The sequence below is a fragment of the Dyella sp. RRB7 genome, assembly GCF_022761115.1.
Classification (GTDB): domain Bacteria; phylum Pseudomonadota; class Gammaproteobacteria; order Xanthomonadales; family Rhodanobacteraceae; genus Dyella.
On sequence record NZ_JAKWJS010000010.1, the window covers coordinates 1 to 12,122 of the forward strand.

At 60.6% G+C, this 12,122-nt stretch carries 11 protein-coding genes and 1 tRNA gene; 1 reads left to right on the top strand and 11 read right to left on the bottom strand.

Annotation, left to right across the window (positions count from 1 at the left end):
* The 7 genes from MJ606_RS17500 to tpiA form a co-directional block, all read right to left on the bottom strand.
* The coding region (locus MJ606_RS17500) for a transposase (RefSeq protein ID WP_243050843.1) at positions 1–314 on the bottom strand (314 nt) is incomplete at its 3' end.
* 419 nt (positions 315–733) lie between these two features.
* Complete coding sequence (locus MJ606_RS17505) at positions 734–2,077, bottom strand: hypothetical protein (protein ID WP_243050844.1); 1,344 nt, start codon at positions 2,075–2,077, stop codon at positions 734–736.
* 92 nt (positions 2,078–2,169) lie between these two features.
* A complete protein-coding gene (locus MJ606_RS17510) occupies positions 2,170–4,128 on the bottom strand; it encodes an N-6 DNA methylase (RefSeq protein WP_243050845.1) in 1,959 nt (652 codons plus the stop codon).
* Positions 4,129–4,353: 225 nt separating this feature from the next.
* Positions 4,354–5,652 (bottom strand): integrase arm-type DNA-binding domain-containing protein, encoded by a 1,299-nt coding sequence (locus MJ606_RS17515; RefSeq protein ID WP_243050846.1) that lies wholly within the window; start codon positions 5,650–5,652, stop codon positions 4,354–4,356.
* Between the two features lie 165 nt (positions 5,653–5,817).
* A tRNA-Leu gene (locus MJ606_RS17520) sits at positions 5,818–5,902 on the bottom strand.
* Positions 5,903–5,913: 11 nt separating this feature from the next.
* On the bottom strand, positions 5,914–6,366 hold the full coding sequence (gene secG, locus MJ606_RS17525) for a preprotein translocase subunit SecG (protein ID WP_243050847.1): 453 nt from the start codon (positions 6,364–6,366) through the stop codon (positions 5,914–5,916).
* A gap of 24 nt (positions 6,367–6,390) precedes the next feature.
* On the bottom strand, positions 6,391–7,140 hold the full coding sequence (gene tpiA, locus MJ606_RS17530) for a triose-phosphate isomerase (protein ID WP_243050848.1): 750 nt from the start codon (positions 7,138–7,140) through the stop codon (positions 6,391–6,393).
* A gap of 121 nt (positions 7,141–7,261) precedes the next feature.
* Between tpiA and MJ606_RS17535 the strand changes: the two genes are divergently transcribed.
* A complete protein-coding gene (locus MJ606_RS17535; RefSeq protein WP_243050849.1) occupies positions 7,262–8,077 on the top strand; it encodes an SDR family oxidoreductase in 816 nt (271 codons plus the stop codon).
* Between the two features lie 84 nt (positions 8,078–8,161).
* Here the strand turns inward: MJ606_RS17535 and MJ606_RS17540 are convergent, their stop codons facing one another.
* From MJ606_RS17540 to orn, 4 genes are all read right to left on the bottom strand, one after another.
* A complete protein-coding gene (locus MJ606_RS17540) occupies positions 8,162–9,097 on the bottom strand; it encodes a 2-oxoglutarate and iron-dependent oxygenase domain-containing protein (RefSeq protein ID WP_243050850.1) in 936 nt (311 codons plus the stop codon).
* Between the two features lie 93 nt (positions 9,098–9,190).
* Entirely contained in the window at positions 9,191–10,543 is a 1,353-nt protein-coding gene (gene glmM / locus MJ606_RS17545; protein ID WP_243050851.1) for a phosphoglucosamine mutase, read from the bottom strand.
* A gap of 57 nt (positions 10,544–10,600) precedes the next feature.
* Positions 10,601–11,512 (bottom strand): dihydropteroate synthase, encoded by a 912-nt coding sequence (folP, locus tag MJ606_RS17550; protein WP_243050852.1) that lies wholly within the window; start codon positions 11,510–11,512, stop codon positions 10,601–10,603.
* Positions 11,513–11,535: 23 nt separating this feature from the next.
* Positions 11,536–12,096 (bottom strand): oligoribonuclease, encoded by a 561-nt coding sequence (gene orn / locus MJ606_RS17555; protein WP_243050853.1) that lies wholly within the window; start codon positions 12,094–12,096, stop codon positions 11,536–11,538.
* Positions 12,097–12,122 lie beyond the last annotated feature (26 nt).

Genomic DNA, 12,122 nt, shown 5'->3' on the forward strand with positions numbered 1-12,122 from the left:
TGCAAACTGCTCTTCGTCAACAGCCGCGGTCCTTGCAGACCGGGGGCGGACCATACATTTTTTCGAAGTGCCTCACGGGTCACCTCGATCTCCAGCATCGACTCGGCCAGCAGCTTCTTCAGCCGGGCGTTCTCGGTCTCCAGCTCCTTCAGCCGCTTGGCTTCGGGCACCGTCATCCCACCGAACTTGCTCCGCCACAGGTAGTACGAGGCTTCACTGAAACCGTGCTTGCGGCAGAGGTCCTTCACCGCCACGCCGGCCTCTGCCTCGCGCAGGAAGCCAATGATCTGTTCTTCGGAAAAGCGCTTCTTCACGTCCAATCTCCGTCAGTTGTGGGATTGGACTCCAAATCGCTGCACTACTCAAAAGCGGGGGGACGTCGCACGTCCTCGACGGGTGTGCCCATCTCCGCCTGTTTCAGTGCGAACGCGATCTGCTCTTCGGTGAACTTTGACTTCTTCATGGCGACGGGCCTCCTTGGGGCCGAAGTGTCGCCGAATTTTCTTGTTCTGGGCGAACCTGTTTAGCGGGAGGACGTCATTCGGGCAACAAGGCGACCAAGCGCCTCATGCCTCGGCCACAGCCATTACGAATGGGAGCACTCATTTGCCAGGCGAGGCGAACCTTCTCTTCACTGAGAGAAAAGTCCGCCTCGTGGCAGAGCCGGATGAGCTAACAACTCCGAAGCGGCGGGTTTTCTCGCCATTGCACACCAAGATGGGAACGACTCCCTTCAGTCGCTGCGAGCTCCCGCAAGGAACGAATTGATCTCATGCGTGGCTCTACTGGCTAGCTGCCGCTCAAGATCGCTTGCCTCGGCTCTTTTTTTCACCGAGTTGATCATCTTTCGGCCGATCTCAACCTCCAACTCTCTCTCCAGACGAACTATCGGAATGTCAGCAACATCCGAAGGATCTAGATGGGGGATAGATGTTCCATAAGCATTGCGGATCACCAGCGGTCGGCCGAGATCGGGATGACCAAGGACGGTGAACAGATACCCAGGATCAATCACTCGCTTGTCGGGGATGATGCGAACTAGGTCGTGAGAGAAGAAGGCTTGTTCATGCTCTTCCGTCATGAGCGCAACACTGCCATTCAAACCGTAGGTTTGCCCTGAGCACGCCATCACAATCCAACCAGCCTTCACGCGATAGTCGTCTGGATTATCCGCCTGCTCTACCAAGACTCGCTTGAGACCCATGGTGTTAATTGAGAACAGCTCATCCGCACTCAGGTACGGCTCGCCGCCGTCGCCAAACACTCGCTTGAAGCGAGTTAGCCACCACACTGCTTCGGATACCTCTGACAATGGCTGGGACTTCAGCTTTCGCTTGGTGAACTGACCGAGAATGGAAGTGGCAGCCGGCGTATGAAAGCTCGCTTCCAATCGCCTGCGTCTCTTAAAGAGCTCAGATGCAGCAACACTGAATCCGAGTTCCGCATCGGCGGTAGCGCGCACCTTTCCTACGGCGTTAGAAAGCAGGTCCTCGGCCTCCCGCTGAGACTCCCAAGCCTTGTTCCTGGCTTGGATGATCCTATTCCGCAGCTCGTCAAACTCGGACAGAATTGCCGGGTCTGGCAGCGGCACCGGCAATGAACCGAGATGAGCTGGCTCCAGGTGTTTAATGACGTGGCCGTATTGCGCAGAAGTCATCATCGCGAGGGCTTGATCACTCCGCAGATAACCATATACCCACCCCGCATACTTCTTCTCCAACGGATCCACACGCAAAAGGTCATCAGAAATGACTGCGCCCTCGTGAGGAGCATATGCGAGTATGCAGCGCCCGACGGTCCCGGAGCGGGTTACTAGCAGCTGACCAGCATTTACGAAGAGTTGCTCTGCATCCCGAGTCTTATCAAGCGCCAGATATTTTCGCGGGGTAGGACGTGAATCGAACACCTGTGTGGCAGCGAGGAATGGCCGACCATATTCCCGTGAAACCTGTATGCCCTTAAGGCGAGACGGCTGCCAAATGCGCGCAAGATCGTCTAGGCGAGCTCGTGAGCCAACCTGCGCCTCTAATGCCAGATGAATACCGTATCCGCCCGAAAGATAAGTTGCAGCCTCCATCCGTCTCTCACGTCCAAATAGAACGGACGCAGGCAACGTCAACCAGCTCGGCTCATGCCATGTCTGCTTTTGTCGCTCCGGGCGCGGTGCGCTCAAGCGTGCTCGGATAGCCATTCCCTAAATGCCTTCGCGATGTCCAGGGTATTGTCGTCAATGACCTTCTGAAGCGTCTTTTGAGTACGGTAGACGATTCGGCCGTTCTCGTACTCTTTCAGCTGCTCTTCGATCTCCTCAACGATCTCGTTGCCCTTCTTGTCTCTCACGTACGTCCTATTGCCCCGCTTATCGTGACCGATGTGATTTGCCACGGCCATGAACACTGGGTAGTTGGCTTGCGTACGCGCCGCACGCTCCAGAGCGATCTCTGCATCAGTTTTCCTCTCTAGCACGAGGAGGCTCGTTTGTACGCTGACGTTGGGTTGAAACGTATCAGGATGGAGATCAATAGAGGCCAAAACTCGCGTGTTCTCCAGAATCCATGCTCGGACGTACCCGAGCCCTGGAGACCCCAAAATGCCGTCGGGAAGGACCATTGCTACGCGACCGGTCCCTTGCTTCAGGAAGCGCACGCACCGTTCAATGAAGAGGATTTCCGGCGGCTGAGATTTCTGCACACCCTGAGTCTTCTCCCATCGGTCTTCACTTGAGTCGTAAGTCCAAATGTATCCAAGGTCGTACTTCTCCAAGATTGCGGGATCATCCACCGGAATCTTGGAGCCGAAGGGAGGGTTCGTGAAGATCAAATCGACCTTTCCCAGGAGCTCTCGATCGCGCAATGCATCAGGCCATATGGCGGGACTTGCCAGAGAGTTGGCCTGATAAAGTCCCCCGGCACCGTCATTGTTCATGACCATATTCATCTTGGTGGCTTTGACGAGTTCAGGATTGAAGTCAATACCAACGATAGATGCACCCGCATACTTCGCGATACGTGGAGCAACCTTTGGCTCCGCCCTGTTGTGGTTTCCCTTCCACTTTTCGAGCTCAGACGCCCTGATCTTTTCGATCACATGGTTCATTGCGGCAATGAGAAAACCGCCCGTACCGCATGCTGGATCCAAGACCAGCTGGTGCTCTTCCGGGTCGAGCATCGCAACAGCCATGTTGCAGACGTTGCGCGGCGTGAAGAACTCTCCCCGATCACCGCGGAGATTTGACCCTACGATCTCTTCGTACGCATGCCCCTTAACGTCCACATCGCTCTCAAGGAGCGAATACATCTGTAGTTGCGTGACGATGTACGCAAGTACAGGTGGATTCAAAGCAATGACGTCGTTGCCTTGAAAAATTGCAGGATATTCAGCTTTAACGACCTCAAAAAGCTTGTCGAGTCGTTTCTTGACCTTTAGCTGCCCATTTATGTTGGTCCGTTCGGACGCGCCCGCGAAAAATTCGACTTCAGTGCTGTCACGTTCGTCGTGAATCTTGCAGAAGATAAGCTTAAGCAACTCCCAGAACGCTTGCGGCTTCTGCAGGCCCTGGTTTCCGGCGATGTAGTTATGACACCGACGAAAGGCGAACAGAAGAGCGTCTGAGGACGCTGGCTTGAGCTGATCGAATTTTGGCCGGTCAGAGTCATCAGGCGACTGTCCGAAGGTCGGTAGGTCGGGCACCTCCTCGAAGGTTACTCTTCCGCTACGAACAACTTTTCGGAAGCAGTGCCGCTCCAGGCCATTGGTCCACATTCCGAACTCAACATTTGGGCACGCCGCCATATAGCTCTGGAGTTGCCCAACACCTTCCTTACGGTCAGCAGCCTTGACCTTTTGCTCCTTGCACTCAACCACAATGTAGGCATTCGCCTGCTCGCGGCCGGATGATGGGTGAAAGACAACCAGGTCTGCCCGAGGCTTACGACTCCCTAGGCGAAGGGTAAATTCGACAGAGATGTCCGTGCGTGGATAGCCATACTCCCTAACGAGCGACTTCGAGATCTCTTGCCTTACATACTCTTCTGGCGTCTCAAGCCGCTGAGTAGAGCCGTCGATGAAATCGAGTACACGTCCCTGCTGGACAATGACTGCGACGTGCGACGCGGCGTTACCATGCATTTTTTTGTTCTCCCAGTGCATGCTTTCGGCTAACCCCTCACTGTGCCACAGCACTCTTCGACAAACTACTGTAGGAAGAAAAATTCGAGTCTGGGCACATCACTTGCCCCTTTAGGTATTGCCTAAAGGAGGTATACAGTTGCTTTTGCGGAAAATGCGAAGGTTCCGCCCAAACTCCACGACGCCCTCGAAGCGTCGGTACTGAGATCCTGATAGAAGGTCTCTCTAGCCAACCTTCAGCTGAAGCCTTTGCTCGTTGCTACCGATCTTCAGCTCTTCCAGATAGTCCGCCCAATCCTGCACGATTTCGCGGCGTTTATTGCGAAACTTCATACGCGCGTAGGCTGCCTCAGTCTCGTCTTTTGGAGCGTGCGCAAGCTGCGCCTCCAGGACATCAATTTCGATGCCTAATCGCTCACGTGCAATGGTTCGCAAGGTGGCTCGAAATCCGTGAGGCGTCTGCTCGCCACGAAACCCCATTTCGCGAAGAGCCTTGCTCAATGAATCTCTCGACAAGTGATTAGATTGCTGCCTAGCCTGCAGGGGAAAGGCATATTCCATCCCCTGGGTTCTCTGCAACATCTCCGCCAGAACCTCTTCAGCCTGCATGGGTAGCGATGTGCTGAAGTCCTTTCCCGTTTTCATACGATTCCGACCATCAGGCTCTTTGCCCGGAACATTCCATTCCCTGCTTTCCAAATTGATCTCTGACCAACGGGCACTAGCAACAACACCTGGACGCATCGCCGTCCATGCAGTCAGTAGGAGTGCCGCACGAACTACACGGTTCTCGTAAGCGTCAATGGCCCTCATTACATCACCCAGCCTGCTTTCGCTGTCCGTCACTGCCGGCATGTGACCAGCTTGACGAGTTGGCAGCAAGCGCTCCAACCTCAGAAGACTTTCCTCTCCACGCAGCCCCTCATCAATCGCCTGACCCACGATACGCCCGATGAACTGCTTTGCTTTGCGAGCAAGCTGGGGAGTACGCATGGCCATCTCCAAGAGAAGCGGCCGAACGTCACGGGTCGCCAAAGTACGCATATCCACATTACCGAGCCTCGGGATGAAATAGGATTCCACGACAAGCTTAGCTTTGCGGTACGTTTGATCCGCCCACTGTGGCTGGCCAGCGACCAACCATCTCCGCGCCACAGCCCTCAGGGTGGCATTCTCAGTCTCGGCGTCAGCCCGCTCCTTTTCGTCAATCCGCTCAGCGTCGAGCGAAGCGGCAATATGTCGTGCCTTGCGCACTCCAGGTGTTGCTATACCCTCTTTTGCGTCTCTCTGAATCTGGATGGCGCTGATCCGCGCTTCTGCGAGTGACATCGCCGAGTAGTAACCGATACTGGCTGGTGTGGCTGTTCTGCTACCCGGGAGCCGATAGCGGACCACCCACGTCTTCAATCCAGCCTTGCTCACTTGCAGGTAGAGCCCTTTGCCGTCTGGGAGCGTGTAGGCCTTCTGCCTCGCTCTAGCATTGCGGACTTCCAACTCCGTTAGAGGCTTTGCGCGCTTAGGCATCAGCGGGGACCATCTTGTGTATGAAATCCATATTCATGCACAAGAGCATACACAACATTCTGGGATCTACTGAGACATCCTGAGAACAGCAGACACAAAAAACCCCGCAAAATGCGGGGTTTAGTGCGTTCCGTGGGACTCATTGAGACTCCCTGAAACTTCTATTGGTGCCCAAGGGGGGACTCGAACCCCCACGCCTTACGGCGCTACCACCTCAAGGTAGTGCGTCTACCAATTCCGCCACCTGGGCAGGTGTCTTACTTAGTTTTTCTTTGCCGGTTCCGTCGCGGCCGGGACATCGCCTGCAGGCTTGGCCGGGGCGGTGGCTGCCGGGACGTCGCCCTGGCTGGCCGTCGGCTTGGTGGCCTGCGGGATTTCCGGGTTGGCCGGCGCGGCGGGCTGCGCATTCTGCGTGGCCGCCGGCTTGTTGGCAAGACCCGCCATCACGCCAAGGCCGTTGCCATCACTGCCCTGCTCCGCACCATGGTGGCTCAGGTACATGCCCATGCCGAGGCTGAGGATGAAGAACAACGCGGCGAGCACTGCCGTGGAACGGGTCAGGAAGCTGGCCGAGCCGCGCGCCCCGAAAACGGTGGCGGAAGCACCGCCGCCGAAACCGGAACCCGCGTCCGCGCCGGCACCGCGCTGCATGAGGATCAGCACGATCATCGCCGCGGCGATCAGGATGTAAAAGACGCTGAAGATGACGAACATGGTTCTCTAAAGAGTCCGTTGCGCTTAATGCGCCGCAGCGCAGATTCCCAGGAAGTCGGCTGCCACCAGCGAGGCGCCCCCGATCAGTCCTCCGTCAACGTCCGATTGCGCGAACAGGTCCGCTGCATTCGTCGCCTTGACGCTGCCGCCATAAAGCAGCCGGGTCAGACGGGCAATCATAGCATCTTCTTTTTCCAGTTGGCTACGGATGAACGCATGAACCTGTTGCGCCTGTTCCGGCGTGGCGGTGCAGCCGGTGCCGATGGCCCAGACCGGCTCATAGGCAATCACGGCGGTGTCGAAGCTGCCGATGCCATTCAACGCGATAACTGCCTGCAGCTGGCGTGCGATCACGGCCTCGGTCTGGCCCGCTTCGCGCTCGGCCAGCGTCTCGCCCACGCAGAGGATGGGAGTGAGGCCGCCGGCGCGCGCGGCGGCGAACTTGCGGGCCACCAGCGCGTCGCTTTCACCGTGGTACTGGCGACGCTCGGAATGTCCCACCAGCGTCCACTGCGCGCCGACGTCGGCCAGCATGGCCGCGGATACTTCGCCGGTATAGGCACCCTGCCCGTCATGCTCGCTGACGTCCTGCGCGCCAAAGCCCAGGCCCGAGCCCACGTGCTGGCTGGCCAGTTCGCCCAGATAGGGGAACGGGGGAAACACCGCCACATCCATGGAGGAAGGCAAGGCGGCAATGATGTCGCCGACCAGCGCCGACGCCATACTGCGGCTGCCGTGCATCTTCCAGTTGCCTGCGACGAGTTTCTTTCGCATGTCCCTATTCCATTGCAAATAAACGCAAAAGCTTAGCGAACGACCATGCCACTGGCAATGCATGACCGACAAGCCACTGTTGCCACGGCAAAAATCTGCAAAACCACAAAGAGACCACTTTATGACCCCTGCCCGTCCGCTCACCCTGGTCACTGGCGCCTCTGCCGGCATCGGGGCCGCTTTTGCACGCGACCTCGCCGCACGCGGACATGATCTCGTGCTTACCGCGCGCCGCGTGGAGCGGCTGGAAGCCCTGGCCGACGAGCTGCGTGCAGCACACGGCGCGACGGTGACGGTATGGCCGGCAGACCTGGCAGCCCCCGATGCCGTGCACCGTCTTTGCGACAGCCTCGCCGAACGTGGCCTTGAGGTGGACTGGTTGATCAACAACGCCGGCTATGGCGTCGCTGGCACCTTCGACGCCAATGAGTGGCCGGTGCATGAGGCCTTTATCCGCGTACTGATGACGGCGCCGACCGAGCTGGCCTGGCGACTGCTGCCCGGCATGCGCCGGCGCGGCTATGGCCGCATCATCAATGTCGCCTCGCTCGCCGGCCACGTGCCGAGCTCGGCGGGGCATACGCTGTATGCGGCCAGCAAAGCCTACCTGATCAAGTTCTCGCAATCGCTGGCGCTGGAGAACCGCCACCTCGGCATTCACGTGTGCGCGCTTTGTCCGGGCTTCACCTGGTCGGAATTCCACGACGTCACCGGCACGCGTGCACTGATGAACAAGTTGCCGGGCTTTATGTGGCAGACCGCCGAGGCCGTGGTCCGCGAGGGGCACGATGCGGTCGAGCGCGGTGACGTGGTGCATGTCACCGGCGGGGTGAACCGCTTTATCAAGGCGCTGATGAAGCTGCTGCCGGACCGGCTGACGCTGTGGCTGTCGGCGCGCGAGTCGAAGCGCTATCGGGATCTGGGGGAGCTGAGTTAACGGGCGAAAGCCGCTGGTATCCAGCAAGGGTTTCGCGGGCGCCTCCCAACCCTCTCCCCCCAAGGGGAGAGGGTGCTGAAGGCTTTAGATCAGCTTGATTTCGCGTAGGCGCTGCAGCAGGTACTCGTGCGAGGTGATGCTGGTGTCGTAGCGGCTCGGGTTGTCGGCCGTGACGGTCTGCGGCAACGGGTCGAGCACCACGTCCGGGTTCGGATGCAGGAAGTACGGCACCGAGTAGCGCGGCTTGCGGGCGTTGTCGTTCTGCGGGTTCACCACGCGATGCGAGGTGGACGGATACACGTGGTTGGTCAGGCGCTGCAGCATGTCGCCGATGTTCACCACGATGGCGTCGCCTTCGGTGGTGATGGGCAGCCACTCGCCCTCGCGCGTCAACACTTCCAGGCCTTCGGCGCTGGCACCGACCAGCAGTGTGATGAAGTTGATGTCCTCATGCGCGCCGGCGCGCACATTGGGGATGTTGTCTTCGGTGATCGGCGGGTAATGGATCGGGCGCAGGATGGAGTTGCCCTGGTCGATCTTGTCGTCGAAGTAATGCTCCGGCAGGTCGATATGCAGGGCCAGGGCACGCAGCACACGTGTGCCGAGCTGGTCCAGTGCCTCGAACAGGCCGTAGCCATACTGCTGGAAATCCTGCACTTCCGCCGGCCAGATATTGGGCGGCATCACGTCGGCAAACTTCGAGTCGCGCGGAATCTCGCGGCCGATGTGCCAGAACTCCTTGAGGTCGGCGTACTTGCTGTCCTTGGCGGTTTCCACCTTGAACGGCGTATAGCCGCGGGCACCGCCGCTGCCGACGACGTGGTACTTCATCTTGGTGTCGGTGGGCAGCGCGAAGAAGCGCTGGAACGTGTCGTAGGCGCCGTCGATCAGCTCGCGCGGAATGCCGTGCCCGCTGATGCAGCAGAAGCCGTATTCGCGATAAGCGGCACCCAGCTCGGCGACGAAAGCGGCACGGTCGGTGTCATAACGACGGATGTCGAGGGTCGGAACTTTCTTCATGGCTTGTCCACAGGTTGTGCGTGCGGTCCACTTGAATCCGCCACCGCAGGGGCGGGGCACGTCGGGCCAATCCTTGGCGACCTGCTTACAGGCTCACGAACGTTCTGCGGCCGATTTTACGACATCGGCCAGCTTTCCCGCCAACTGCCGCACTTCGGCCTCGTCGGCGGCTTCCACCGTCACGCGCACCAGCGGCTCGGTGCCCGAGGCGCGCAGCACCACCCGGCCGCGGCCGGCCAGCGCCTGCTCGGTTTCCACCAGCGCCGCTTTCACGGCCTCGCTGTGCAGCGCCTCGCGCGCGCCCTCGGCACGCACATTGATCATCACTTGCGGCATCTTGTGCAGCCCCTGGCGCGCCTGGGCCAGATCCTGGCCGGCATAGACCAGCGCCTCCAGCACCGCGAGCGCCGAGACGATGCCGTCGCCGGTGGTAGCCCGGTCGAGGCACAGGATATGGCCCGAGGTCTCGCCACCGAGATTGCCGCCGTGCTCTTTCATCTGCTGCAGCACGTAACGGTCGCCCACGTTGGCGCGAATCAGCTTTACGTCCAGCGTCGCCAGGGCCAGTTGCAAGCCGTAGTTGCTCATCAAGGTGCCGACCACCGGCCCCAGCAACAGCCCCTGCGCATGCCAGGCGTTGGCCAGCACATAGAGAATGTCATCGCCATCGCATAGCTTGCCGTGGCGATCGACCAGCTGCACGCGATCGCCGTCACCGTCGAACGCAATGCCGATATCCGCACCCTGCTCCACCACCGCGCGCTGCAGGGCCTGCGGATGGGTGGAGCCTACGTCGCGATTGATATTGAAGCCGTCGGGCTTGTCGCCGATGGCGATGACCTCGGCGCCCAGCTCGGAAAACACCTTGGGCGCGACCTGGTAAGTGGCGCCGTTGGCGCAATCGAGCACGATCTTCATGCCGCGCAGGCTGAAATCCTCGGCCACGGTGGCCTTGCAGAACTCGGCGTAGCGCGCCACCGCATCGCTGACGCGAATGGCCTTGCCCAGCTGCTCCGACGGCACGGTGGTGAACTCGAGTTCGAGTTCATGCTCGATGGCTAGCTCCACCTCGTCGGACAGCTTCTCGCCGTTGGCGGAGAAGAACTTGATGCCGTTGTCGTGATGCGGATTGTGCGAGGCGCTGATGACGATGCCGGCATCGGCGCGCAGCGAACGCGTCAGAAAGGCCACGGCCGGCGTGGGCATGGGGCCGAGCAGCGCCACGTCGGCACCGGCGGCCACCAGGCCCGCTTCCAGCGCCGATTCGAACATGTAGCCGGACACGCGGGTGTCCTTGCCGATCAGCACCCGGGGCCGCGACTTGCCGTCGCGCGCCAGCACCACGCCTACGGCGCGCCCCAGGCGCAGCATGAAGTCGGCGCTGATCGGCCACTGACCCACCAAGCCGCGAATGCCATCGGTTCCAAAATACTTGCGTTGTGTCATCGCTTAACTCCAAGGTTGCGCGGGCCCATGGGCCGCGCAACGTCCATCACTAACTATTCACTCGTCATCCGGCCAGCGCGGCGCGGTGGGCTTGCTGTCGCGCCGCACCGGCGTATCGCCGGCCTGCACCGCATGCCATACGGCCAGCGCATCGACGGTGGCGGCGACATCGTGCACGCGCACCATGCGCGCGCCACGCTGCACCGCGATCAGCGCGGCGGCGACCGAGCCGGTGGCACGCTCGGCCGGCAACTGCCGGCCGGTCATCGCCCCGATCATCGATTTGCGCGACAAGCCCACATAGACGCCGCTGCCGAGCTTGGCGAAGCGCTCCAGCGCGCGCAGCAGCGCAAGATTGTGTTCCAGCGTCTTGCCGAAGCCGAAGCCCGGATCAACCATCACCTTGCGGCGGTCGATGCCAGCCAGCTCACAGGCGAACAGGCGATCGGTAAGAAAGCGGTGCACCTCGCCCACGACATCGTCGTAATGCGGTTCGGCCTGCATGCTGCGCGGCTCGCCCTGCATATGCATCAGGCACACCGGCACGCCGAGTTCCGCCACGGCCTCCATCGCACCGTCGCGACGCAAGGCGTAGACGTCATTGATCATGCCCGCACCGGCGGCCACCGCCGCGCGCATCACTTCGGGCTTGGAGGTATCGATGGCCAGCGGCACCGTCGTGCGCGCCGCCAGTTGCTCGATCACCGGCAGCACGCGGCGCAGTTCTTCCTCCACCGGGACATCGTCGGCGCCGGGGCGGGTGGATTCGCCGCCGATATCGAGCATGTCGGCGCCCTCTTCCACCAGGCGCAGGCCATGCGCCACGGCGTCTTCCACGCCGACGTGGCTGCCGCCGTCGGAGAACGAGTCGGGCGTGACGTTGAGAATGCCCACGACGCGGGGCCGGTCCAGCCGCAGCGGCCGGCCGGCGCAATCGAGCACGGGAGCGAACAGATCATCAAGGGACATGCGGTCTCCCGGGGGGCTTAGCGTCAGGATTCGCCGCCCAGCGGCCCCATGAACTGGCGGTAATAACGCAGCTCGTCGATGGAATCGCGGATATCGGAGAGCGCCGTATGCGCCGACTCCTTGGCGAAGCCCTTGCCGATCGCCGGCGCCCAGCGCCGCGCCAGCTCCTTGAGCGTGGACACGTCGAGGTTGCGATAGTGGAAGTAGCGCTCCAGGCGCGGCATTTCCCGATGCAGGAAGCGCCGGTCCTGGCAGATCGAGTTGCCGCACATGGGCGACTTGCCCTGCGGCACCCAGGCCTTGAGGAAATCCAGCGTGGCCCGCTCGGCGGCGGCATGGTCATCGGCCGAGGCGACCACCTGGTCCCACAGGCCCGACCGGCGATGCTGGTTGCGGTTCCAGGCATCCATGCTTTCCAGCCGCTCCAACGGGTGCCGGATGGCGAACACCGGGCCTTCGGCCAGTATGCGAAGGTCCTTGTCAGTGACGATGGTGGCGATCTCGAGGATGGAATCGTTGTCCGTATCGAGCCCGGTCATCTCCAGATCGATCCAGATCAGGTTGTCGTCGTTCACTTGGCTCATGCGCCCTCCTGGACGCGAAGTCTAGC